22 protein-coding genes are annotated in these 24,950 nt (G+C 39.4%); all 22 read left to right on the top strand.

From position 1 onward, the window contains the following. Window positions 1-172 precede the first annotated feature (172 nt). The 22 genes from ACNQFZ_RS02850 to ACNQFZ_RS02745 all read left to right on the top strand — a co-directional run bounded on the left by ACNQFZ_RS02850 (window position 173) and on the right by ACNQFZ_RS02745 (window position 24,794). Window positions 173-1,837 (top strand): ribonuclease J, encoded by a 1,665-nt coding sequence (locus tag ACNQFZ_RS02850; protein ID WP_458413847.1) that lies wholly within the window; start codon window positions 173-175, stop codon window positions 1,835-1,837. 345 nt (window positions 1,838-2,182) lie between these two features. Next, on the top strand, window positions 2,183-2,947 hold the full coding sequence (locus ACNQFZ_RS02845; protein ID WP_458413846.1) for a ClpP family protease: 765 nt from the start codon (window positions 2,183-2,185) through the stop codon (window positions 2,945-2,947). Next, window positions 2,944-3,165 (top strand): YlzJ-like family protein, encoded by a 222-nt coding sequence (locus ACNQFZ_RS02840; RefSeq protein WP_458413845.1) that lies wholly within the window; start codon window positions 2,944-2,946, stop codon window positions 3,163-3,165. The genes ACNQFZ_RS02845 and ACNQFZ_RS02840 overlap by 4 nt, the downstream gene beginning before the upstream one ends. Window positions 3,166-3,285: 120 nt before the next feature. Beyond that, entirely contained in the window at window positions 3,286-5,661 is a 2,376-nt protein-coding gene (locus ACNQFZ_RS02835) for a DNA translocase FtsK (protein ID WP_458413844.1), read from the top strand. A gap of 150 nt (window positions 5,662-5,811) precedes the next feature. After that, window positions 5,812-6,534 carry a GntR family transcriptional regulator gene (locus ACNQFZ_RS02830; RefSeq protein ID WP_458413843.1) on the top strand — a complete coding sequence of 241 codons (723 nt, stop codon included), beginning with the start codon at window positions 5,812-5,814 and terminating at the stop codon, window positions 6,532-6,534. 67 nt (window positions 6,535-6,601) lie between these two features. Then, entirely contained in the window at window positions 6,602-7,693 is a 1,092-nt protein-coding gene (locus ACNQFZ_RS02825) for a BMP family lipoprotein (RefSeq protein ID WP_458415290.1), read from the top strand. Between the two features lie 104 nt (window positions 7,694-7,797). After that, complete coding sequence (locus ACNQFZ_RS02820; RefSeq protein WP_458415289.1) at window positions 7,798-9,309, top strand: ABC transporter ATP-binding protein; 1,512 nt, start codon at window positions 7,798-7,800, stop codon at window positions 9,307-9,309. After that, window positions 9,306-10,352, top strand: coding sequence for an ABC transporter permease (locus tag ACNQFZ_RS02815; RefSeq protein ID WP_458413842.1), 1,047 nt, complete (start codon window positions 9,306-9,308; stop codon window positions 10,350-10,352). Before ACNQFZ_RS02820 ends, ACNQFZ_RS02815 begins: the two co-directional genes overlap by 4 nt. Window position 10,353: 1 nt before the next feature. Beyond that, window positions 10,354-11,319 carry an ABC transporter permease gene (locus ACNQFZ_RS02810; RefSeq protein WP_458413841.1) on the top strand — a complete coding sequence of 322 codons (966 nt, stop codon included), beginning with the start codon at window positions 10,354-10,356 and terminating at the stop codon, window positions 11,317-11,319. Between the two features lie 165 nt (window positions 11,320-11,484). Beyond that, window positions 11,485-12,768, top strand: a complete 1,284-nt coding sequence (gene yfmF / locus ACNQFZ_RS02805; protein ID WP_458413840.1) for an EF-P 5-aminopentanol modification-associated protein YfmF — start codon at window positions 11,485-11,487, stop codon at window positions 12,766-12,768. Next, entirely contained in the window at window positions 12,768-14,051 is a 1,284-nt protein-coding gene (yfmH, locus tag ACNQFZ_RS02800) for an EF-P 5-aminopentanol modification-associated protein YfmH (RefSeq protein WP_458413839.1), read from the top strand. The genes yfmF and yfmH overlap by 1 nt, the downstream gene beginning before the upstream one ends. A 328-nt stretch (window positions 14,052-14,379) precedes the next feature. After that, the gene (ymfI, locus tag ACNQFZ_RS02795; RefSeq protein WP_458413838.1) at window positions 14,380-15,096 is read left to right on the top strand and encodes an elongation factor P 5-aminopentanone reductase; all 717 of its coding nucleotides are present in this window, start codon (window positions 14,380-14,382) and stop codon (window positions 15,094-15,096) included. 56 nt (window positions 15,097-15,152) lie between these two features. Further along, window positions 15,153-15,401, top strand: a complete 249-nt coding sequence (locus ACNQFZ_RS02790; protein WP_458413837.1) for a DUF3243 family protein — start codon at window positions 15,153-15,155, stop codon at window positions 15,399-15,401. Between the two features lie 232 nt (window positions 15,402-15,633). After that, complete coding sequence (locus ACNQFZ_RS02785; protein WP_458413836.1) at window positions 15,634-16,428, top strand: DUF3388 domain-containing protein; 795 nt, start codon at window positions 15,634-15,636, stop codon at window positions 16,426-16,428. Window positions 16,429-16,440: 12 nt separating this feature from the next. Next, on the top strand, window positions 16,441-17,391 hold the full coding sequence (locus ACNQFZ_RS02780) for a helix-turn-helix domain-containing protein (protein WP_458415288.1): 951 nt from the start codon (window positions 16,441-16,443) through the stop codon (window positions 17,389-17,391). A 129-nt stretch (window positions 17,392-17,520) separates the two neighbouring features. After that, window positions 17,521-18,099 (top strand): CDP-diacylglycerol--glycerol-3-phosphate 3-phosphatidyltransferase, encoded by a 579-nt coding sequence (gene pgsA / locus ACNQFZ_RS02775; protein ID WP_458413835.1) that lies wholly within the window; start codon window positions 17,521-17,523, stop codon window positions 18,097-18,099. A 15-nt stretch (window positions 18,100-18,114) separates the two neighbouring features. Next, a complete protein-coding gene (locus ACNQFZ_RS02770) occupies window positions 18,115-19,356 on the top strand; it encodes a competence/damage-inducible protein A (protein WP_458413834.1) in 1,242 nt (413 codons plus the stop codon). A gap of 171 nt (window positions 19,357-19,527) precedes the next feature. Beyond that, window positions 19,528-20,574 (top strand): recombinase RecA, encoded by a 1,047-nt coding sequence (gene recA / locus ACNQFZ_RS02765; RefSeq protein ID WP_458413833.1) that lies wholly within the window; start codon window positions 19,528-19,530, stop codon window positions 20,572-20,574. 294 nt (window positions 20,575-20,868) lie between these two features. Further along, window positions 20,869-22,428 carry a ribonuclease Y gene (gene rny / locus ACNQFZ_RS02760; protein WP_458415287.1) on the top strand — a complete coding sequence of 520 codons (1,560 nt, stop codon included), beginning with the start codon at window positions 20,869-20,871 and terminating at the stop codon, window positions 22,426-22,428. Window positions 22,429-22,534: 106 nt separating this feature from the next. Next, a complete protein-coding gene (locus ACNQFZ_RS02755) occupies window positions 22,535-23,335 on the top strand; it encodes a TIGR00282 family metallophosphoesterase (protein WP_458413832.1) in 801 nt (266 codons plus the stop codon). Window positions 23,336-23,446: 111 nt separating this feature from the next. Beyond that, the gene (gene spoVS, locus ACNQFZ_RS02750; RefSeq protein WP_003211281.1) at window positions 23,447-23,707 is read left to right on the top strand and encodes a stage V sporulation protein SpoVS; all 261 of its coding nucleotides are present in this window, start codon (window positions 23,447-23,449) and stop codon (window positions 23,705-23,707) included. A gap of 157 nt (window positions 23,708-23,864) precedes the next feature. Further along, window positions 23,865-24,794: a dipeptidase gene (locus ACNQFZ_RS02745; protein WP_458413831.1), complete on the top strand. Its 930-nt coding sequence runs from the start codon at window positions 23,865-23,867 to the stop codon at window positions 24,792-24,794. The last annotated feature ends 156 nt before the right edge of the window (window positions 24,795-24,950 follow it).

Raw genomic sequence — 24,950 nt, 5'->3', positions numbered from 1 at the left:
GTTATATTATAAACGAGCCTATCAATAGGCTTGTTTTTTTATATAAAAAACATCAATAATTGTCATAGCTGGCAAATATCGTGTTTTTCTATCTTGTTTTAAAATTCTCCCATAAGGTATAATAAATTTAAGTGACTATGAGCGGTTCAAAACTGAATAGGAGGATCTTGATTTGGTAAAGAAAGAGAAAAACCCAGTTAGAATTTTTGCACTCGGTGGCCTTGGGGAAATCGGGAAAAATATGTATGTCGTAGAAGTGGGCCTCGAAATTTTTGTTATTGATGCTGGATTAAAATTACCGGAAAATGAATTGCTTGGAATAGATACCGTAATCCCAGATATTACGTACCTTGAAGAAAATGTTACGCGAATAAAAGGGATTTTTCTGACCCACGGACATGAAGACCATATCGGGTCATTATCTTATGTATTACGTCGGATTCAAGTCCCAATCTATGGTACAAGGTTGACGATTGGATTAGTTGCGAATCTGTTGGAGGAGGCAGGGATTAAACATCTTGCAGAGCTTCAAGAAATTCATGGGGATACCATTTTAGATTTTGAAAATGCCAGTGTTTCTTTTTTCAGAACAACACATAGCATCCCAGATTCAGTAGGGGTTGTCATTCATACACCGCATGGCGCAGTTGTACATACTGGTGATTTTAAATTAGATCAAACGCCGGCAGATGGAGTCCGTTTTGACTATTATAAAATGTCTAAGATTGGCAGAGATGGTGTCCTTTGTCTTTTATCTGATAGTACGAATGCTGAACGACCGGGAACAACAGGGTCTGAAAGTTCAGTGGGCGAGGAATTATCTGATTGTATTCGAGTGGCGGATGGTCGTGTTATTGTAGCAACATTCGCCTCTAATATCCACCGCGTTCAACAAGTATTTGATGCAGCTCTTCTTTCTGATAGAAAAGTTGCGATTATGGGTAACAGTATGAAGCGGGTTATTGAAATTTCTATGGAGTTAGGGTACATCGATGTTCCTGAAAACATGATCATTCCAATATCAGAGATTGATAAATGGGACAATCATCGCATTGTGATATTAGCGACTGGCCTCCACGGCGAGCCTCTTGAAGTATTATCAAGAATGGCAAGTAGATCACATAAACAGACATCAATCAAAGCAGGAGACACTGTCATTATTGCAGCTACAACTATTCCAGGTCATGAAAAGCTTGTGTCCAATACAGTTGATTTACTTTTCCGAGCGGGCGCCAATGTGATTTATAATAAAAAAATTCATGTCTCAGGTCACGCCAGCCAGGAAGAGCTAAAAATGATGATTAGCGTTATGAATCCGAGATACTTTATTCCGATTCAAGGTGAACTTAAAATGCAAAGGGCCCACGCCAAATTGGCAGAAGTAACAGGAATGGAAGAGGACCAAATCTTCTTGCTGGAAAATGGCGATGTTTTTGAATACAAAAACGATCAAGTGCGATTGGGTAGCAAAGTTCCAGCAGGAAACGTGTTAATCGATGGTTTGGGTATTGGAGATGTCGGTAATATCGTTTTAAGAGATCGACGTTTATTGTCACAAGACGGAATACTAATCGTTGTAGTAACATTATCAAAAGAAAAAAATCAAATCATATCAGGGCCGGAAATCATTTCACGAGGCTTTGTTTATGTAAGGGAATCTGAACAGCTTTTTTCTAAATCAAACGAAATCGTCAAAGAGATTATCACGAAATGCATGAAAGATCGTACGATTGATTGGTCAACTTTAAAAACAAGTATTCGAGAATCGCTTAGTCACTTTTTATTCGAACAAACAAAAAGAAGACCAATGATTTTGCCGATTATTATGGAAATTTAATAAATAAAGAAGAACTGGCTGCATGATAGCCAGTTCTTTTCTTTTGGCAAAATAGATTCCATAAGGGAATATTACTCCCTAAAGTGATCGGACACTGCAAATGGTAAGTGTTATGCAAGTCTCTATCCTAACACGAATAAACATCTGGGTATTTCGGGGAAGTAAGACTATATTCGTGTCTTAACGGCTAGAGACTTGGATTGTATCTAACCACTATTTTCGTACGTGTGTCCGATCAAACCCGGTCGTAATATTCCCTTATGGAATCTTTGGCATAATAAGAATTAAAATTTCTATTGAGATTCATACTATATCTAGTTTGATTTAATGAAAGGAGTTTCCAATATGGCGAATTTCCAAAATAATCCATCTTTGGATGCTGATCCAGAACAGGATCAAGAAAAAAAAGACGTCAAGGATTCATTGGTAGATAAAATTCAACAACTTGGTCAAACAACCGTGCCGCAAATGGGCCAAGAATCAAATATTCACTGCTTAACAATCATCGGTCAAGTTGAAGGCCATGTACAATTGCCGCCGCAAAATAAGACAACGAAATACGAGCATTTGATCCCGCAAATAGTGGCGATTGAACAAAATCCGAAAATCGAAGGATTATTGCTTATTTTAAATACAGTTGGGGGTGACGTAGAGGCAGGCCTTGCCATTTCTGAAATGATTGCGTCATTGTCTAAACCTACTGTCTCGATTGTATTGGGTGGTGGCCATTCCATCGGCGTTCCGATTGCTGTAAGCACCGATTATTCATTTATTGCCGAAACAGCAACGATGACGATTCATCCTGTTCGCTTGACTGGGTTAGTCATCGGTGTACCGCAAACATTTGAGTATTTAGATAAAATGCAGGACCGTGTCGTTAATTTCGTGACAGCTCACTCCAATATTACCGAAGACCGCTTTAAAGAATTAATGCTGTCAAAAGGTAATTTAACTCGTGATATTGGGACAAATGTAGTTGGACGGGATGCGGTAAAATATGGCTTGATTAATGAGGTTGGTGGCATTGGCCAGGCAATTACGAAATTAAATGAATTAATTGAATCGAACAGAATGGCCAAGGGGTCAACTGAAGGAGAACTTCTGCAATGATTATGTATACCACCATGCCACTAGAGCTCATTTTTCAAGAAAACAATGACGCATTTACTAAACAATCGATTATCGAATTAGATGGCTTGTCACTAGTTGTGGAAGCGATATCAGATAAAGAGTGTCGAATCGTTCGAATAATGAGTACAAATCCCTATGATTTCTTAAACGAGGCCTATGCACCGGGGTCGATTATCATGTTAAAACCACAAGTGTAATTAAATAGTCCCCGCCCTCTACATTATGGTATAATAGAAAGAAACTAACAAAGCAGCCTGTTTATTTTGGCTGCTTGCTTTCTTTTTATAATCATTCGAAATTTGACCAAGGTGATAAAAATGGCAAAGGCAAAATCTAAGAAAAAAAGAGCTGAAAAAAGAGCCTCAGACTGGAAGAGGACGCTTTCCTATGAACTGGGAGGACTTGGTCTTTTGGCGATTACGATCATAGCTCTTGCGAATATTGGCGGTGCAGTCGGACAAGCATTGGTGCAGTTGTCACGGTTCTTCTTTGGAGAATGGTATAGCATCCTTTTGGTTGGCCTCCTGCTTCTTTCTTTTTACTTCATTGTTAAAAGGAAATGGCCCCGTTTCGCAACGAGAAGATTGGCAGGCGTTTATACGATTGTTTGTGCGCTTTTATTATATTCGCATGTAGAGGTTTTTGGTGAAATTAATAATCAAGCCCCTTTAGGAAATCCATCGATTATTAAAAATACATGGAGCCAATTTTGGGGAGAGACAAAAGCGGGCACTCCAAAAGCGTTGGGGGGAGGAATGGTCGGTGCATTACTATTTGCCATTTCCTATTTCCTTTTTGATGCACTTGGAACAAAAATTATTTTTTTATTTTTAATGTTAATCGGACTTATTCTGTTAACTGGAATCTCACTCCGAGACGTATTATCGACAGGCGGCAAATATATTACCCAATTTATTAAAAATCAATTTACCGGTTTTGCAGGGGACTTACAAACATGGATTTCTGGAAAAAAGGAAAAGCTGAAGAACAAGGGACGTAGTGGGAAAACCGCCAAGGAAAATGATGGTACGTTTGAAATGGTGGAACCAAAGTCGGAAACCATTATCCTTGACGATGGATTCCATGAGCATGAAGCTCCGATTATCTCTGATTTTAATGAGGTTGCAGGTTCAGAAGCCATTGTCCACCATCAAGAGGAGGGACATGAGCAAACAGCAATCTCGAAAGCGAAAAATCATCCATCATCTGAAGATGGAGAGGTAAATGACGTACAAGTACCGATGACTTTTACGGAAATTGAAAATGAAGCATACCAATTGCCAACACCCGATATACTGAAAAAGCCGATACATAATAATCAGAATCAGGAGAAAAAATTAATCTCCATCAATGCGCAAAAACTGGAGAAAACGTTCGAAAGCTTCGGTGTAAAAGCAAGGGTGCGGAAAGTCCATTTAGGGCCGGCTGTTACGAAATATGAAGTCCATCCTGATGTTGGTGTCAAGGTTAGCAAAATTGTCAGCCTAAGTGATGATTTAGCTTTGGCTTTAGCGGCTAAGGATATCCGTATTGAAGCACCTATTCCTGGCATCTCGGCCATCGGGATTGAAGTTCCAAACCAGGAAGTAGCAATGGTCTCTTTACGGGAAGTATTGGAGTCAAAAAGCAACAACCCAAATGCAAAGCTTATGGTCGGCCTTGGGCGGGACATTTCAGGTGAAGCAATTTTAGGGGAACTAAATAAAATGCCCCATCTTTTAGTTGCAGGTGCAACCGGTAGCGGGAAAAGTGTTTGTATCAATGGAATTATTATTAGCATCTTAATGAGGGCAAAACCGCATGAGGTTAAACTGATGATGATCGACCCTAAAATGGTTGAACTGAATATGTATAACGGTATTCCACATTTGCTAACGCCGGTTGTAACGGATCCCAAAAAAGCATCGCAAGCCTTAAAAAAGGTTGTCTCGGAAATGGAACGCCGGTATGAGCTGTTTTCCCATACGGGAACGAGAAATATCGAAGGATATAATGATCATGTCAGACTTCATAATGAAGAAACCGGCGAAAAACAGCCTGAACTTCCATTCATTGTCGTTATTGTGGATGAGCTGGCAGACTTGATGATGGTAGCCTCCCATGATGTCGAAGATGCGATTACAAGACTTGCACAAATGGCCCGTGCCGCAGGAATTCATTTAATTATCGCTACCCAACGCCCGTCAGTTGATGTAATCACAGGCGTCATTAAAGCAAATATCCCATCAAGAATTGCGTTTAGTGTCTCCTCCTCAGTGGATTCAAGGACTATTCTTGATATGGGGGGAGCTGAAAAGTTATTAGGACGGGGCGATATGCTATTTTTACCGGTTGGTGCATCGAAGCCTGTCCGCGTCCAAGGTGCGTTCGTATCCGATTCTGAGGTTGAGGAAGTCGTTGATTTTGTAATTTCCCAGCAAAAAGCACAGTATCATGAAGAAATGATGCCGACGGAGGAAAATGAGATACAGGTTGAGGTGGATGACGAATTATTTGACGAAGCCGTTGAATTGATTCTCGACATGCAAACCGCTTCCGTATCGATGCTGCAAAGACGTTTCCGCATAGGCTATACAAGAGCTGCAAGGCTGATTGATGCCATGGAAGCGAAGGGAATTGTAGGACCATATGAGGGTAGCAAACCGCGTGCTGTATTATTAGCCAAAACGAAAGATGAAGTCTCAAACCAATAACAAGAAGAGCGAATAGACATTCGCTCTTTTTTTATACTTTACAAGAACTATTTTCTAGTAAATTGTATTTAATTGTCGTTTTTAAAATGATATAGTTAATAGTATTAAGTCAGAGGTCTGATGTCTATTTTCATATTTTGGAGGGTACAAATGATTAAACCGGATACAAGACATCTTTATTTACAAGTAGTCGATCGAATCAAAAAGGATATAGATAACGGTGTATATAAGGAAGATGAAAAGCTGCCTTCTGAATTTGATTTGTCCAAAAAATTAGGAATTTCAAGGGCAACTTTAAGAGAAGCTTTTCGAGTGCTAGAGGAAGAAAATATTATTATCCGGAGACACGGTGTTGGAACTTTTATCAACCCTAAGCCGTTATTTACTTCTGGGATTGAGGAATTGTTCAGTGTTACGGATATGATTAAGCGCGCCGGTAAAAAACCGGGAACCATCTTCATATCTTCAAATTCCAGACAAGCGACAGAGGATGAAATTCACAAGTTTAATTGTGCACCTGACGAGGAAATTGTTGTGATTGAACGGATTCGCACATCTGATGGTGAGCCTGTCGTTTATTGCATAGATCAAATCCCCTATTCTATTTTACCAAAAAATATCACGCATGAATTGGGCTCCATCTTTGAGTTGTTTGAAAGAGAAGCAGGCTGCCATATATCCTATGCCATCACAAACATTGAGCCTTTAGGCTTCTCCGGAAAAATTTCGCCCCTTTTGCATTGTGAGGTAGACGCTTCTTTGTTAGTTATGAAACAAATGCATTTTGATCAAAATGATTTACCGGTTTTTTACTCATGCAATTATTTCAGAGCGGACAAATTTTCTTTCCATGTTTTAAGAAAAAGAGGCTAATAATAACTTGAATGATGGTGCACAATAAGAATCGAATTAAACCTTTTAAAAGGGAGGACTACTAGTGGTGAGAAAAAAAGCTGGTCTTTTTATTTCGATTCTTTTGGCAGCAAGTTTTGTGTTAGGTGGATGTGGAACAGCTGGTGATAAAGATAATAACAAGGGAAATGCCGGTGAGAATAAACCAGCTGGTGGTAAAGACGGATTTAGTGTTGCAATGGTAACCGATATTGGCGGGATTGATGATAAATCATTTAATCAATCATGCTGGGAAGGACTGCAAGCATTTGGTGCTGATCAAGGTCTGAAAGAAGGGGAAGGCGGCTATACATACCTTCAATCCACAAGTGATGCAGATTATATGCCAAACTTAAATAAGCTCGTTAGAAAGAATTATAATCTCATCTTTGGTGTTGGCTACTTAATGACAGATGCAGTAACAGAAATTGCTGACCAACATAAAGATACCGAATTCGCGATTATTGATAGCGTTGTTGACAAACCGAATGTTGCAAGTATCACGTTCAAAGAACATGAAGGTTCTTTCTTAACAGGTGTCGTTGCCGGTTTAATGACGAAAACGAATAAAATTGGCTTTGTGGGTGGAGTCGAAATTCCGCTTATTGAAAAGTTTGAAAGTGGCTTTAGAGCTGGTGTTAAAGCTGTGAATCCAAAGGCCACCGTGCAAGTCCAATATGCAGGGGCGTTTGATAAAGCTGATTCCGGTAAACAAATTGCTTCAGGGATGTATGCTTCAGGGATTGATATCATTTATCATTCCGCAGGTCAAACAGGAAATGGTGTGTTTTCTGAAGCAAAGGATTTGAAAGCAAAGGATCCTAAACGAGAACTATGGGTTATTGGCGTGGATAAAGACCAAGCATTAGAATATGGTAATGAAGTTACGCTCACATCCATGGTAAAACGCGTGGACCTTGCTGTACAGGATGTTGCTAAAAAGGCAAAAGACGGTAAATTCCCTGGCGGTGAAACACTCGAATACGGTCTGGATGTGGATGGCGTTGGAATTGCCGAAACAAAAGATAATCTTCCTAAGGACGTGCTCCAAGCAGTGGATGATTGGAAACAAAAGATTGTTAATGGAGATGTTAAAGTCCCACTCACTCGTGCTGAGTATGATAAATTTGAAGCGTCATAATTTCTTTACTTCACAAAAAGGCTAGAACATTCTAGCCTTTTTGTACCTTCTAATCACCATTGGAAAAATGAGGGGTGAGAGACTTGAGTGAATATATAATTGAGATGCTAAATATCCGGAAAGAGTTCGGTAGTTTTGTTGCCAATGACAATATTACATTACAGGTAAAACAGGGCGAGATTCATGCACTGTTAGGCGAAAATGGGGCTGGAAAGTCAACGCTGATGAATGTTTTATTTGGTTTATACCAGCCTGAAGGCGGAGAAATCCGTATTCGAGGGAAAAAGGTTAATATTTCAAACCCGAATATCGCGAATGATTTAGGGATCGGGATGGTACACCAACATTTTATGCTCATTGATATTTTTACAGTAACTGAAAACATTATCCTTGGCAGTGAACCAACATCAGCAGGCAAAATCGATATAAAAAAAGCGGAAAAGGAAGTAAGAGAATTATCGGAAAAATATGGCCTGGCTGTCAATCCGTCTGCCAAAATAAGAGAGATATCCGTTGGCATGCAGCAACGTGTTGAAATTTTAAAAACACTGTACCGCGGGGCTGAAATCCTCATCTTTGACGAACCTACGGCCGTGTTAACGCCGCAAGAGATCAAAGAATTAATTCAAATTATGCGAAATTTAATTAAAGAGGGTAAGTCGATTATTTTAATTACTCATAAGTTAAAAGAAATTATGGAGGTTTGTGACCGGGTCACCGTAATCCGGAAAGGAAAGGGAATTGGTACATTGGATGTGGTTGAGACCAACCCGGATGAATTAGCCTCGCTTATGGTGGGGCGCGAGGTGCATTTTAAAACGGAGAAGCGCCCGGCGCGTCCCGGCAAGGAAGTGCTGGAAATTCGTGACCTTGTGGTCCATGATGCTAGGAATGTTGCAAAAGTAGACCATTTAAATTTGACGATTCATTCCGGGGAAATTCTCGGAATCGCCGGTGTGGATGGCAATGGCCAGACAGAACTTTTGGAAGCGATTACAGGTCTTGCGAAAGTAAAATCCGGCACCGTCACATTAAATGGGAAAACTATTACAAATATGTCACCACGGAAAATAACGGAATCAGGGCTGGGCCATATCCCGCAAGACCGTCATAAGCATGGGCTAGTATTGGATTATTCAATCGGGATGAATATGGTTTTGCAGACATATTATCAAAAGCCCTTTTCGAAAAATAGCATTCTAAATTTTGATGCTATAAGTGAAAAAGCAAACAAGCTAATTACCGAATTCGACGTGAGGACACCGGACGAATTTACTTTGGCTCGGGCCTTATCAGGTGGAAATCAACAAAAAGCGATTATAGCACGTGAAGTTGACCGTGATCCCGAATTATTGATAGCTGCCCAACCAACAAGGGGGCTTGATGTCGGCGCAATTGAATTTATTCATAAACGGTTAATTGAACAGCGTGATCATGGCAAGGCGGTCTTATTAATTTCATTTGAACTTGAAGAAATCATGAATGTTAGTGACCGGATTGCCGTCATCTATGATGGGAAAATTATTGCGACCGTTGATCCGAAACAAACAACAGAGCAGGAGCTCGGGCTTTTGATGGCTGGCAGTAAGCGTAAGGAAGAAGGTGTTCCTTCATGAGGTCTAATCGTATATCCAATCTATTGGTACCATTACTTTCTGTCCTATTAGGAATTATCGTTGGGGCCGTTGTCATGGTCATTAGTGGTTATAATCCGATTGCAGGGTATAGTGCTTTACTTTCAGGTGCCTTTGGTGACCGCTACTATATCGGTGAAACAATCAGGCAGGTTACACCCTATATTTTATCCGGACTAGCTGTAGCTTTTGCCTTTCGGACAGGCCTTTTTAACATTGGTGTTGAAGGACAATTACTAGTCGGCTGGCTGGCCGCTGTTTGGGTGGGGGTAGCATTTGAAGCACCGAAAATTATTCATCTGCCGTTGGCCATTTTGGCAGCTGCACTCGCAGGGGCGATTTGGGGAGGTATACCTGGATTTTTAAAAGCACGCTTTAAGGTTCATGAAGTCATTATTACGATTATGATGAACTACATTGCTCTTCATATAGTCAATGCAATCATCCGTTCCGTTTTATCTAATCAAGGTTTTAAATCCGAGAAGATTCACGAAACAGCATCGCTAAGGTCACCGTTTTTACAAGCACTTACCGATTATTCAACGCTGCATTATGGGGTTATCGTTGGGCTTTTAGGTGCGCTGATCATGTGGTTTATCCTAGAAAAAACGACAAGGGGATATGAATTAAAAGCGGTTGGCTTTAATCAATATGCATCGCAATACGCGGGCATGAATGTTAGTCAAAATATTGTTTTATCGATGGTCATCTCCGGGGCGCTCGCGGGTGTTGCCGGTGCAATGGAGGGCTTGGGAACTTTCGAAAATATTTCGGTAAAAGCAGGCTTTACCGGAGTTGGATTCGACGGAATTGCAGTGGCGTTATTAGGAGGTAATACGGCTTTTGGTGTCGTTTTGGCTGCGATTCTCTTTGGGGCGTTAAAGGTCGGGGCATTGGAAATGCCATCTGCAGCGGGTGTTCCCGTGGAGCTTGTTGATATTGTCATTGCTCTGATCATTTTCTTTGTTGCTTCCAGTTATTTAATTCGCCTCATACTCTCGCGCTTCAAGAAGGAGGGGTTGTAAAATGAGTTTTTTAGACATACTTGCCACCGTGGTCCCTTCAGCGCTTTTCTTTTCTGCCCCGCTTATTTTTACAGCTTTAGGTGGAGTTTTTAGTGAACGATCCGGCGTCGTTAATATTGGCTTGGAAGGCTTAATGGTGGTAGGTGCTTTTTCAGCAATCATTTTTAATTTAACCTTTGCTGATACACTTCAAGGTCTAACACCGTGGCTTTCCATCGTTGTTGCTTTAGTTGTCGGAGCACTATTTTCCCTCCTGCATGCGGTCGCCTCGATTACATTTCGGGCAGATCAAGTCGTAAGTGGTGTGGCCATTAACTTTCTTGCCTTAGGCGGGTCGATATTTTTAGTGAAAAAAATATATGGCAAGGGTCAGACAGACCAGATCTCCTCCGATGCTGTATTTGAAAAATTTGATGTACCATTCTTGGCTGATATTCCAATTATCGGACCCTTGTTTTTTGCGAACGCTTATATTACGTCCTATATTGCTATAATCTTAGCGATTGTTTCATGGTATGTCATTTTTAAAACGCCGTTTGGTCTTCGCTTACGTTCCGTTGGGGAACACCCCATGGCAGCAGATACGATGGGAATCAACGTGGCAAAGATGCGCTATCTTGCAGTGATGATGAGCGGTGCTTTAGGCGGTATCGGTGGTGCGGTTTATGCTCTCATTATTTCGCGCGATTTTAGCCATGCTACGATTAGCGGTCAAGGCTTTATGGCACTCGCGGCCATGATTTTTGGAAAATGGCACCCAATCGGTGCGATGGGAGCAGCGCTTTTCTTTGGATTAGCCCAGAGTTTGAGCTTTACCGGGCAGATGATTCCTGGGGTAAAAGAGCTGCCAACCGTCTATTTATTAATCGCCCCTTATGTATTAACAATTCTCGCCTTAACCGGCTTTATTGGCAGGGCAGATGCACCAAAAGCCTCAGGCACTCCATATGTAAAAGGAAAACGATAACACATAAGAACTCCATAAGGGGGTTCTTTTTTGCTTTCACTAGAAATAATTAGTAAGATAACATTATATTGGGTATACTTATCAGTTTATTTTCGTAATTTTAAACAAAACATAGTGACATATGATGTAAAGACTTTTTGATCTCGATATAGAGGAGGAAATTAGATGAATCTTGTGAAGGAACAAAGTGTACAATTAAATGGATTTACACTTCATGGGATTGAAACGTTGAAATATAAAACGAATACAATCGCCTTAAGGCTAAAGGCACCATTGGCAGATGATACAGTAACTACAAGAGCACTGCTTCCCTATGTTCTTCAAAGCGGTACAGAAAAATACCCTTCCACGCTAAAGCTTAGGACAAAACTTGATGAATTATATGGTGCTTCTTTAAATGTGGATGTCTCCAAAAAGGGAGAATATCAAGTCATCACGATTCGAATGGATATTGCCAATGAAAAATATTTAACTGACCAAACGCCCCTTTTGAAAAAAGGACTTGAACTGTTGGCGGAAATATTATTATCACCAGCTACGGAAAATGGAGTATTTTCGAAACAAAATGTAGAAAAAGAAAAACGGTCATTGAAGCAGCGAATTCAAGCTGTTTATGATGATAAGATGCGCTATGCTAATATGCGCTTGATTCAAGAAATGTGCAAAGAAGAGCCTTATCGCTTAAATGCCCATGGAAATATTGATGATCTTGAGAACATCAATGAAAAGCTGTTATTTGAATATTATCAACGAGCCTTGGTGAATGACGAAATTGACCTTTATATCGTCGGAGATATCGATATCGATAACGCTAAAGAAATGGCGGAGAAAGCCTTTGTTTTGCCGTCTAGCCGCAATATGAACTTCGTTAAAACAAATGTAGCCCATAAAAAGGTTGCAGACGTGAAACAAGTAGTGGAGGAGCAGGATATTAAGCAAGGTAAGCTTCATATTGGCTGTCGGACTAATGTTACGTACCATGATGATGATTATTTCGCCCTACAAATGTACAATGGCATTTTTGGAGGTTTTTCCCACTCTAAGCTATTTATCAATGTTCGTGAAAAAGAAAGTTTGGCGTATTATGCAGCATCACGGTTTGAGAGCCATAAAGGGCTGTTAATGATTATGAGCGGCATTGAGTCAGCTAATTATGAAAAATGCGTCACCATTATTAAAGACCAAATGGAACAAATGCAAAATGGCAATTTCACGGAGGACGAAATTATACAAACAAAAGCAGTCTTAAAAAACCAAATCCTTGAAACAATCGATACACCATTTGGATTGATTGAGGTGCTTTATCATAACATTGTTTCCGGCTACAAGCGTCCTTTTGAAGATTGGCTCACGAAAATAGAGGCCATTACGAAAGATGAAATTACAGCTGTTGCTGCTAAGGTTGAGCTTGATACAATCTACTTCCTTAAGGGATTGGAGGGAGCCTAATGGAGAAAATTGTCTTTGAACAACTGAAAGAGACGTTGTATCACGAAAAATTAGACAACGGGCTTAATGTATACCTTTTGCCAAAAGAAGGCTTCAATAAGACCTATGCAACATTCACAACAAACTATGGAAGTATTGATAACCGCTTTGTGCCAATTGGTCAAAAGGATGAATTGCATGTGCCAGACGGCATCGCTCACTTTTTGGAACATAAGCTTTTTGAAAAAGAAGATGGCGACGTGTTCCAAGAGTTTAGCAAGCAAGGTGCATCCGCCAATGCGTTTACGTCTTTTACAAGAACAGCTTATCTGTTTTCAAGTACATCAACTGTTAAAGAAAATTTAGAAACATTAATCGATTTTGTACAAAGTCCTTATTTCAGCGACCAAACGGTTGAAAAGGAAAAAGGAATTATTGGCCAGGAAATTACAATGTATGATGATAATCCGGATTGGCGTGTTTATTTTGGCTTAATTGAAAATATGTATAAAACCCATCCGGTTAAAATCGATATAGCGGGAACGATTGAATCGATTGCGAAAATCACGAAAGAACTTTTATATACTTGCTATGAGACATTTTATCATCCTAGCAATATGCTCCTTTTTGTTGTTGGGCCGATTGATCAAGAAGAAATCATGAAGCAAATTCGTGATAATCAAAGCAAAAAGGAATTTAAAGAAGCTAAAGAAATCAAACGCTTCTTTGATGAGGAGCCAACCGAAGTGGCAACTCCGAAACAAGTACTGAAAATGTCTGTACAAACCCCTAAATGTTTAGTCGGATTTAAAGCGAAAAATCCGAATCGCTCTGGCAAAGAATTGTTAGAGCGGGAACTTGCCATCAATGTTTTATTTGATTTGTTGTTCGGAAAAAGCTCGCAAAACTATGAAAGTCTGTATAACGATGGCTTAATCGACGATAGTTTTTCTTTTGATTATACGGAGGAATACGGCTTTGGGTTTGCGATGATTGGCGGAGACACAGAAGACCCAGAACAGCTCGCCAACCGCCTGAAGGATGTTATGCTCAATTTTGACATTAACAGCATCTCAGAAGATTACCTATCAAGAATGAAAAAGAAAAAAATTGGCTCATTTTTACGGGCCTTGAATTCACCTGAATATATTGCCAATCAATTTACAAGGTATCAATTTAATGAAATGAACTTGTTTGATATTGTGTCCGTTTTGGAGAGTCTTCAAAAGTCTGACTTACAGCGAGTGGCTGAAGATTTATTCGATGAAAAATGCTTTACAGTGTGTGAGGTCGTACCTAAATAATCGATTGCGCCCATAATGGTGGGCGCTTTTTGTGATTTAATTATAAATGTAAAAGAGAGTGTATTCCCCTGGCTGATTATTGCTTCCTAAAGTGATTAGACACTGCATTAATATACTTACGGGCAAGTCTCTAACCTACCACGAATGAACATCTGGATGTTTCGGGGAAGTGAGACTCCATTCGTAGCTTAACGATTAGAGACTTGGACTGTATCTAAGCAATATTTTTGAGCTGGTGTCCAATCAAACCCGGTCGCAATAATCAGCCAGGGGAATACTGCAAAATAAAAATTGTAGAAATAGTTCACTAAAATTAAGGAGTCATTATATGGGAAAATGGGCGTTGATTACGGGGGCCAGCGGAGGGATTGGCCAAGCTATTGCAATTGCATTAGCAAACGAGGGGTATCATCTTTATTTGCATTACCGTCAAAATGAACAAGCAGTGAAAACTTTAGCTGATCGCCTTCAGGTGCAATCCAAATGTATTCAAGCCGACTTATCACTTCCAGACGGTTATCTTGAATTATCACGGCAGTTGGAAAATGAGGTGGATGTGCTCATTTTAAATGCAGGCTTTAGCCATGTTGGTTTAATTACGGACATATCCAATGATGAAGTTGAAAAAATGGTCCAGCTCCATATTACAAGTCCATTTTTGATTGCGAAGCGTTTATTGCCGGCGATGATACGAAAAAAACAAGGAAAAATCATCGTCATCTCATCTATTTGGGGTAGTGTTGGTGCCTCCTGTGAGGTCCTTTATTCGATGGTGAAGGGCGGCCAAAACACGTTTGTAAAGGCCCTTGCCAAGGAAGTAGCACCATCTGGCATCAATGTGAACGGGATTGCTCCCGGGACGATTGATACAAAAATGCTGGACTATTTTTCAGATGAAGATAAACAAGCAATTCTTGACGAAATTCCAATGGGGCGTTTCGGGAAACCGGAAGAAATTGGCCATACTGTTACCTTTTTAATTTCCGAGAAAGCGTCTTACATTAATGGTGAAATTTTAAATATAAATGGTGCATGGTATACATGAATATTATTTTATAAATTAGGCATTCTAATCATGAACAAATCTTAAGGAGTGATTAGATGTCAGTATTAGATAACTTTGAACAATGGAAAGACTTTTTACAAGACCGTATGAGCCAAGCTAAGGGCAACGGTATGGATCAAAACACGTTATCGAACATCGCCGTTGAAGTAGGCGAATACTTAGCGAATGAGGTTCAGCCGCAAAATCCTGAGCAAAAGCTATTAGCAGAGCTTTGGAACGTTGCTTCTGAAGAAGAACAACAAGCAATGGCAAATTTGATGATGAAATTAGTTCAAAAATCATAAGGGAGCTTGTTTACTGAGCTCATCACGTAAAAGAGAGGCTTTCATGAAACCTCTCTTTTATTTTTTATACTAGTAATTCTACATAATACGACATTTTATCCTATCTTATGATTAATTTTTCCTTCTTTTGTTTATTATTCTTTTCTATTATAATAAAATCATTTATTATAGATATAGTCAGGACATCGAAAGGAAAATTCAGCCAATCATAGGGGAGTTTGGAGAGAATTGTATGGAAAAGGAAGAATGGTATTTAGAGTATGAAATTGTCATTAACCGTCCAGGACTCCTTGGGGATATATCCTCATTATTAGGTATGCTTTCTATTAATATAGTTACAATAAATGGTGTAGAGACAATGCGCCGAGGCCTCTTAATAAAATGTGAAAAATATCAGCAAATTGAACGGCTGGAATCGATTCTGAAAACAATTGATAATATCAGGGTCACTAAATTGCGGAGACCTACCTTGCGTGACCGTCTAGCCGTAAGACATGGCCGTTATATTCATCGCGAAAAGGATGATAAAAAAACTTTTCGGTTTGTCCGTGCTGAAATTGGGATTCTTGTTGATTTTATGGCAGAGCTGTTTAAGAAAAATGAGCACAAATTGATTGGAATTCGTGGGATGCCGCGAGTTGGGAAAACGGAATCGATTGTGGCAGCAAGTGTATGTGCCAATAAAAGATGGGTATTTGTTTCCTCAACCTTGTTAAAACAAACAATTCGAAGTCAACTGTTAGAAGAGGAATATTACAGTGACCACTTATATATTATCGATGGCGTTGTTTCTTCTCAAAGAGCACCAGAGAAGCATTGGCAACTAGTTCGGGAAATCATGCGTATGCAAGCGGTAAAGGTAGTCGAGCATCCCGATATTTTCATACAGAACTCAGAATATACGCTCGATGATTTTGACTATATTATTGAACTTAGAAATGATCACGATGAAGAAATTACATACGATGTTGTCGAACAACAACTATCGAACGACTCTGGATTTGGCTTTTCAGCCTTTGATTTTTAATTAAAATGGATGGTGTTATCATTGACTGAACTGGGAAAGCGGTTAGAGGAAGCTAGAAGAAGAAAAAGTCTTACCCTTGATGAATTACAAGATATAACGAAAATACAAAAAAGATATTTACAAGCTATTGAAGCAGGAAATTTTGACGTTCTGCCGGGAAAATTTTATGCTAGGGCCTTTATTAAGCAGTATGCCGAAGCAGTTGATCTTGATCCTGAGCAGCTTTTTGAAGAGTTTGCTACTGAGGTGCCGAAGACAGAGACGGAGGTTTCAAACGGTTTATCTAGAACACAAAAGAAACAAACTTCTGTTTCTAACACTTCTTCCGTTGTAATTTCCTTGCTTCCGAAGCTGTTAATTGTAGTTTTAATCATTGGTATTGTTGTTTTCATCTGGCTATTCTTCCAGAAAAATAATGGAGCTGGCAATCCAGATGAAGCAGTACAGGAACCAATCGTTGAAAGTCAAGAAGATGAAAATGTAACGATTGTCAATCCAAATGAAGCAAAAGAGGAACCAAGTATAACTCAAGAACAATCAAAAGTGCCTGCAGATACAGAGGAAACACCAACAGCAGATGGTACTGAAAAGGGGACTGGAACTGAAACTGTTCCGCCAACTACACAGCAATTAACACAAGTTGATCAGCGAAATGGAACGTCTCCTACAACAACTTATGAGCTTACAGGTGCAGATCAATTTACAGTTGAACTAACATCTACAGGCAACAGTTATATTGGAATTGAAAATGGCATGGGCAAGTCTTTTTATGCGGGTGAATTAGGAGCAGGCCAAAATCTTTCTTACGATTTTTCGGCGGAGCAAGCGATTGAATTAAATATTGGACGAACTTTAGATGTAGCTATCAAAATAAATGGACAGGATTTTGTCTACCCATTTCCACCGAACGAAAAGGTCCATCAAAAAATCAAGATCACTTTTAATAAAGAATTGCCACAATGATAGGAGGCTGTCTAAGTTAAAGTCTGGCATCCACACGTAATACCAGTGAATGTATTTTCTTGGTATGGTGTGCCTGACCAATTTAGGCAGCCACTTTTCATGGATTACTATTGAATGGAGGACTAATTCTTGAACTTACCTAATAAAATTACAATATCCAGGATTCTACTTATTCCTATTTTCTTAATCTTTATGTTGATCCCATTTGGCTTAGGCGACCTTTATTTATTTAATGATTCACTACCTGTAACCCACTTTATCGGGACGCTGATTTTTATCATTGCCTCTACCACAGACTGGATTGATGGGCATCTTGCCAGAAAACATAATCTAGTGACAAACTTAGGGAAATTTCTTGACCCATTGGCAGATAAACTTTTAGTATCGGCAGCCTTAATCGTTTTAGTTGAGCTTCAGTTAGCCCCTTCATGGATGGTTATTGTGATTATCAGCCGGGAATTCGCAGTAACGGGGCTCCGTTTAGTCGCTGCCGGTGAAGGTCAAGTTATGGCTGCAGGAAAAATGGGGAAATTGAAAACAGTATTTCAAATTATTGCGATTTCGGCCCTTTTACTTCATAACATTCCATTTAAAGGCTTTGGAATCCCATTAGGTGATATTGCACTTTGGATTGCGGTTGCCCTAACAATCCTTTCTGGATTGGATTATTTTGCTAGAAATACACATGTTTTTAAAAATTCTAAGTAAATGGGGAATGATGACGTGAATGCGGAAATCATTGCTGTAGGAACAGAACTCCTCCTTGGACAAATTGCCAACACAAATGCCCAATTTCTTTCGAAAAGGCTTGCCGAGCTTGGAATAAATGTTTTTCACCATACGGTTGTCGGTGATAATGAAGGGCGTTTGAAGCAAGTGATTGATATAGCGAGGAAAAGGGCTGATTTGATTGTTTTTACTGGTGGGCTCGGTCCAACGAAAGATGATTTAACAAAGGAAACGGTCGCTTCTATTTTATCCCTTGATTTAATCGAAGATGTAAATGTATTAAACGAAATTTCAAGTCATTTTCAAAAGCAGAATCGTCAAATGACCGAGAATAATAGAAAGCAAGCATTAGTGATAGAAGGATCACGCGTTTTACCAAACGATTTTGGAACAGCTCCGGGGCTCGCGCTAACCCAAGATGACTGCTTTTATATGCTTTTTCCCGGGCCGCCCCGAGAATTAAAGCCAATGTACGAAAACTATGGGCGCTTTTATTTACTAGAGCAACTAGAACTCAAAGAATATATTGAATCCAAAGTTCTTAAGTTTTTTGGTATTGGTGAATCGCAGTTAGAAACAGAAGTAGAAGATTTAATCGATGCACAGACGAACCCAACCATTGCCCCGCTGATTGATGATGGAGAAGCCACATTACGATTAACGGCAAAGGATTCTTCATTGGAAAGGGCTCATAAAATGCTTGCTGAGCTTGAGAGTAAAATTCAAAAGCGGGTTGGTCAGTATTTCTATGGATATAACGATTCTACTCTTTATCAAGAGCTTTTCCAGCTGTTGAAAAAGAAAAACTTGTCAATTGCGAGTGCGGAAAGTTTAACAGGAGGGGCCTTTGCGAAGGAACTTACCAACTTTGCAGGATCTTCGAGCATCTTTAAAGGGAGCATTGTCTGCTACGACACGGAAGTGAAGCGGAATGTGCTGAAAGTTCCTAGTGATATTATTGAAGACAAAGGTGTTGTAAGTAAAGAATGTGCCGGGCACATGGCTGAGAATGTAAGAACATTACTAAATACAGATATCGGTATCAGCTTCACCGGTGTGGCCGGACCGGATCAACAAGAAGGCAAAGAGGTTGGCACGGTGTTTATCGGCATTGCCATCAATGGGGAGGAAACGATAGTATATCCGTTAAAATTAGCGGGCAATCGAGATGCGATTAGAACACGGTCGGTTAAGTATGGCTATTTTCACTTGTTAAAAAAATTAAATAAGAAATAAAAAATTCAGAGGAAGAGACCCTCTGAATTTTTTATTTTTCTTAAGAGAAAATTGGATTTCTTTAAGTTATTTACCATGAAAATCGAACGAATAAACGTTCGATAAAAGTTGGCAAAATGAAAAAAAACAGGTATGATAGTGATAGTTTAAGAGAAGGAGGAGTTCATTTTAATGAGTGATCGTAAAGCTGCCCTTGAGCAAGCGTTAAGACAAATTGAAAAGCAGTTTGGCAAAGGCTCCATTATGAAATTAGGAGAGCAGGGTGAAATAAAACTAGCAACAACATCTAGTGGATCATTAGCACTTGATATCGCACTAGGAGTTGGAGGATATCCGCGTGGAAGAATAATAGAGGTGTACGGACCAGAAAGCTCAGGTAAAACTACTGTAGCACTCCACGCGATTGCAGAAGCACAAAAGCAAGGTGGGACAGCAGCGTTTATAGACGCTGAGCATGCGCTCGATCCGATTTATGCAGAAAAGCTAGGAGTAAACATTGATGAGCTTCTGTTATCCCAACCAGATACTGGGGAACAGGCGCTTGAAATTGCTGATGCTTTAGTACGCAGTGGAGCAGTTGATATAATCGTAATTGACTCTGTAGCGGCATTGGTGCCAAAAGCAGAAATCGAAGGCGAAATGGGTGACTCCCACATGGGGTTACAAGCGCGCCTTATGTCACAAGCATTACGTAAATTATCAGGTGCCATCAATAAATCAAAAACAATTGCAATTTTTATAAATCAAGTTCGTGAAAAAATTGGAGTTATGTTTGGAAATCCGGAGACTACAACTGGTGGTAGAGCGTTGAAATTTTACGCATCAGTTCGTCTAGAAGTACGCCGTGCTGAAACAATTAAGCAAGGAAATGAAATGGTTGGTAGCAGAACAAAGATTAAAGTTGTGAAAAATAAAGTAGCACCACCTTTTAAAACAGCAGATGTAGATATTATGTATGGTGAAGGAATTTCCAAGGAAGGGGAGCTTATTGACATCGCTTCTGAACTGGATATTGTTCAAAAAAGCGGTGCATGGTACTCCTACAATGAAGAGCGTTTAGGCCAAGGCCGGGAAAATGCAAAACAATTCCTGAAAGAAAATCCTGACCTTTATGCAGAAATACGCATAAAGGTTCGCGACCACTTTGGATTAGATAATCCAGTGACGATTGCAGAGTCCGAAAATGCAGCTGCCCAAGAAGATTTGTTTGATGAATAATAAACAAGGAGCGTTCCATAAGGGCGCTTCTTTTTCTATTTCTGTAACATAGTATTTTTTCTTATCACGATTGATATAGTAAATAACAATTGTCTATGATACTTGACAACGAATATAACCACAATTACAATTAATATGTATAATTTCACTATTTTTAGATATTGAAAATTATGGAAAACTAAGTGCTTTATGTTGAAATTTTACGGTGTAAGACGTTGATAACTTACATCAAACGAGAAAGTATTTAATCATTCGTGAAAGATGTACAAGTCGATAGCAAGAGGAGGTGAAATGATGGACCTAATTACAATCATCTCCGTTTTGCTGGCCATACTTGTCGGTGCAGTTGTTGGTTATTTTGTTAGAAAATCCATTGCAGAAGCAAAAATTACTAGTGCAGAGCATGCAGCCGAACAAATTATCGAAGATGCCAAACGTGAAGCTGAAGCATCCAAGAAGGAAGCGCTTCTTGAAGCAAAGGATGAAAATCATAAAATTCGTACAGAAGCGGAGCGAGAAATCCGTGAACGAAGGAGCGAGTTACAGAAGCAAGAAAATCGATTGATGCAAAAGGAAGAGATTCTAGATCGCAAAAGCGAAAGCTTAGACAAACGTGAAGCAACGCTTGAAAAGAAGGAAGATTCTCTTACCAAAAGACAACAGCATATTGAAGAGTTGGAAAGCAAAATGGATGAAATGGTTCGTCAGCAACAAGCAGAACTTGAACGAATTTCAGGTTTATCTAGGGAAGAGGCTAAGCAAATTATCATGGATAACCTAGAGAAAGAGCTTTCTTATGAATCCGCAGTGATGATTAAGGAAAATGAGAATCGCATTAAAGAGGAATCTGATAAGAAAGCGAAGGAAATCCTTTCACTAGCTATCCAAAGATGTGCAGCAGATCACGTTGCCGAGACAACTGTTTCTGTCGTGAATTTGCCTAACGACGAAATGAAAGGTCGCATTATCGGACGTGAAGGACGTAATATTCGTACGATTGAAACGTTGACAGGAATTGATCTTATCATTGATGATACGCCTGAAGCTGTAATATTATCCGGCTTTGACCCTATTCGTCGTGAAACTGCAAGATTAGCTTTGGAAAAACTTGTTCAAGATGGTCGAATCCATCCGGCTCGAATTGAAGAAATGGTCGAAAAATCTAGACGAGAAGTAGATGAACATATCCGTGAAGTCGGTGAACAATCTACATTTGAAGTAGGTGTTCATGGTCTACATCCGGATTTAATTAAAATTCTGGGTAGATTAAAGTATCGGACAAGTTACGGCCAAAACGTATTAAAGCACTCAATGGAAGTTGCACACTTAACCGGTTTAATGGCCGCAGAATTAGGTGAAGATATAACTCTTGCGAAAAGATCAGGTCTTCTCCATGATATCGGAAAAGCGATTGACCATGAGGTAGAAGGCAGTCATGTTGAAATTGGTGTTGAACTTGCAACCAAGTATAAAGAGCACCCAGTTGTAATCAACAGTATTGCTTCACACCATGGTGATACAGAAGCGACTTCAATTATAGCAGTATTAGTAGCTGCTGCTGATGCACTCTCTGCTGCGAGACCAGGTTCAAGAAGTGAAACATTAGAGAACTATATTCGCAGATTAGAAAAGCTTGAAGAAATTTCCGAGTCCTATGAAGGAGTAGAAAAATCATTTGCAATTCAGGCTGGCCGTGAAATTAGAATTATGGTCAAACCTGATACTGTTGATGACCTACAAGCACATAAACTTGCAAGAGATATCCGTAAGCGAATTGAAAGTGAATTAGACTATCCTGGTCACATTAAAGTGACTGTTATACGTGAAACTCGTGCAGTCGAGTACGCAAAATAAAAAGAAGTGGTGAATATTCACCACTTCTTTTGTTGTTTTTGACATTAACAAAACTCTATGTAAAACTAAAAATATGACGAAAAAGAATAAAGATTGGAGCTAGTAAATGCGGATTTTATTTGTTGGAGATGTTGTCGGCTCACCCGGCCGAAACATGATCAAGACCTATTTACCAAAACTAAAAAATAAATATAAGGCCCATGTCACGATTATTAATGGGGAAAATGCTGCTTCTGGAAGAGGAATAACAGAGAAAATATATCGTTCATTTTTAGAAGCAGGGGCCCATGCGGTAACCCTCGGAAACCATACATGGGACAATAAAGAAATCTTTGAATTTATAGACGAGGCGAAATTTCTTGTAAGACCAGCTAATTTTCCGGAAGGAACGCCTGGAAAGGGATTTGTCATTCTAAATCTTAATGGCATTGAAATCGGAATTATTAATTTGCAGGGGAGAACTTTTTTGCCTCCGCTCGATTGTCCGTTTAAAAAGGTGGATGAGTTGATAGCGGAAATTAAGAAACGGACAAATATCATTTTTGTCGATTTTCATGCGGAAGCTACAAGTGAAAAACAAGCTATGGGCTGGTACCTTGATGGCAAAGTATCAGCAGTTGTTGGCACACATACCCATGTTCAAACAGCTGATGATCGCATCCTGCCAGGTGGAACTGCCTATATAACAGATGTAGGAATGACAGGACCATATGATGGCATTCTCGGAATGGAAAGACAGGCAGTTTTGAAAAAGTTTATAACAAGTCTACCGGTAAGGTTTGAAGTCTCATCCGGAAGAGAGCAATTAAGTGCCGTTGTAATTGATATTGATCCAAAAACGGGGAAAGCGCAGAAAATCGAACGTATTTTAATTAATGACGACCATTCCTCTTTGAGTGAATTTTAGAACTTTTTAGAAAAATAAAAGGAATTAAGCAGGAATAACTGGGGATTTCGTGAATATAGTAGAAGAGGAAATGATTATTGATTTACTTATTCATACGAGGAGGAACCAGGAATGGAAATATTAAAAGTTTCAGCAAAATCTAATCCTAATTCTGTAGCTGGAGCACTTGCGGGGGTTTTACGTGAACGTGGCGCTGCTGAGATTCAAGCAATTGGCGCAGGTGCCTTAAACCAAGCCGTGAAGGCAGTTGCGATCGCACGAGGATTTGTAGCACCGAGTGGAGTTGATTTAATATGTATTCCTGCATTTACAGATATATTAATCGACGGAGAAGAGCGTACGGCAATTAAATTAATTGTTGAACCTCGCTAAACGCAATCTTACTTGTTGTTTTATATTAACATTATCCTTGGGGCATCTAAATATTCTTGCAGCCATATGGGAGCCTGAATAGGTCATTCTCGTGGCGCTAGAACGTTTGGAATGCCCCTTGTTTTGCGTCTAAGCTATTCATCAGGAGGGAATACTAATGACAAAAATCTTTGATGCCCATTGTGATGTTCTCTATAAAATGTGGCTCAATAATAAAATTTCATTTGAAGATAGCAAAGTCCTGCATGTGAACTATGAAAATATGGTAGATGCCGGAAGTAAAGTGCAATGCTTTGCCATCTATATTCCAGAAAGTGTGAGGTTTAGCGACAGGTTTAATGTGGCCTTGGAAATGGTTGATCTTTTTTTCGAAAAGATTTTATACACCAATTCAAAGATGAAGATAATTCTTGAAAAAGAAGATATTCTCAAGCTTAAGGATGATGAGATTGGGGCTATATTAACATTAGAAGGCTGTGATGCGATTGGCCATGATATTGTAAGACTAAAGACATTATATCGACTTGGTGTCCGCTCAGTGGGATTAACATGGAATTATGCCAATGCAGTGGCAGACGGGGCACTTGAAAAAAGAAATGGCGGTTTGACGAACTTTGGAAGAGAAGTGGTCGAACTTAACAATCAATTGCGGATCTGGACGGATGTTTCACATTTAGGTGAAGCTTCATTCTGGGACGTTATTGAGACCGCAGATTACCCAATTGCGTCACATTCTAATGCCTATTCTTTATTTCAACATCACCGAAATTTAAAAGATGAGCAAATCAAGGCCATTATTCAAAAAAATGGCGTGATTGGCGTGACCTTTGTGCCCGATTTCTTGAGCGGAGATAAACAAAATGCAGAGATTAAAGATGTAATTCGTCATATCGAACATATCTGCTCATTAGGTGGAGAAAGCCATATTGGATTAGGGTCAGACTTCGATGGAATTGATTATACTGTGCAGGGTTTAGAGGATTATCGAGGCTACAAAAAACTAATTTTGGAAATGAAAAAATATTTTTCAAAAGAGCAAATTTCTAAAATTTGTTATCAAAATTTTGTAGATAATTTTCCGAAATAAACCCAATCGAAATAAAATACACAAATTTGTCAAAAATGCGATAGAAAGGGTTGATTTTTTCTTCTTATAAGTCTAGAATTGAAAGCGTTTAGTACACTTCCATGCAAAAATTTACTTTATTTTGCTGCAGATTATAATTTATCATTCGGTAATTTT

The sequence above is a fragment of the Schinkia acidoalkalinis genome (assembly GCF_054301215.1).
The sequence above is the reverse complement of the archived record's forward strand: the minus strand, read 5'-3'. Positions and strand labels throughout refer to the sequence as shown.

Excerpts from the sequence above, each read along its gene's own strand:
- ACNQFZ_RS02845 (WP_458413846.1), top strand. The coding sequence starts at position 2,183 with ATGGCGAATTTCCAAAATAATCCATCTTTGGATGCTGATCCAGAACAG.
- ACNQFZ_RS02840 (WP_458413845.1), top strand. The coding sequence starts at position 2,944 with ATGATTATGTATACCACCATGCCACTAGAGCTCATTTTTCAAGAAAAC.
- ACNQFZ_RS02835 (WP_458413844.1), top strand. The coding sequence starts at position 3,286 with ATGGCAAAGGCAAAATCTAAGAAAAAAAGAGCTGAAAAAAGAGCCTCA.
- ACNQFZ_RS02830 (WP_458413843.1), top strand. The coding sequence starts at position 5,812 with ATGATTAAACCGGATACAAGACATCTTTATTTACAAGTAGTCGATCGA.
- ACNQFZ_RS02820 (WP_458415289.1), top strand. The coding sequence starts at position 7,798 with ATGCTAAATATCCGGAAAGAGTTCGGTAGTTTTGTTGCCAATGACAAT.
- ACNQFZ_RS02815 (WP_458413842.1), top strand. The coding sequence starts at position 9,306 with ATGAGGTCTAATCGTATATCCAATCTATTGGTACCATTACTTTCTGTC.
- ACNQFZ_RS02810 (WP_458413841.1), top strand. The coding sequence starts at position 10,354 with ATGAGTTTTTTAGACATACTTGCCACCGTGGTCCCTTCAGCGCTTTTC.
- yfmF (WP_458413840.1), top strand. The coding sequence starts at position 11,485 with ATGAATCTTGTGAAGGAACAAAGTGTACAATTAAATGGATTTACACTT.
- yfmH (WP_458413839.1), top strand. The coding sequence starts at position 12,768 with ATGGAGAAAATTGTCTTTGAACAACTGAAAGAGACGTTGTATCACGAA.
- ymfI (WP_458413838.1), top strand. The coding sequence starts at position 14,380 with ATGGGAAAATGGGCGTTGATTACGGGGGCCAGCGGAGGGATTGGCCAA.
- ACNQFZ_RS02790 (WP_458413837.1), top strand. The coding sequence starts at position 15,153 with ATGTCAGTATTAGATAACTTTGAACAATGGAAAGACTTTTTACAAGAC.
- ACNQFZ_RS02785 (WP_458413836.1), top strand. The coding sequence starts at position 15,634 with ATGGAAAAGGAAGAATGGTATTTAGAGTATGAAATTGTCATTAACCGT.
- recA (WP_458413833.1), top strand. The coding sequence starts at position 19,528 with ATGAGTGATCGTAAAGCTGCCCTTGAGCAAGCGTTAAGACAAATTGAA.
- rny (WP_458415287.1), top strand. The coding sequence starts at position 20,869 with ATGGACCTAATTACAATCATCTCCGTTTTGCTGGCCATACTTGTCGGT.
- ACNQFZ_RS02755 (WP_458413832.1), top strand. The coding sequence starts at position 22,535 with ATGCGGATTTTATTTGTTGGAGATGTTGTCGGCTCACCCGGCCGAAAC.
- spoVS (WP_003211281.1), top strand. The coding sequence starts at position 23,447 with ATGGAAATATTAAAAGTTTCAGCAAAATCTAATCCTAATTCTGTAGCT.
- ACNQFZ_RS02745 (WP_458413831.1), top strand. The coding sequence starts at position 23,865 with ATGACAAAAATCTTTGATGCCCATTGTGATGTTCTCTATAAAATGTGG.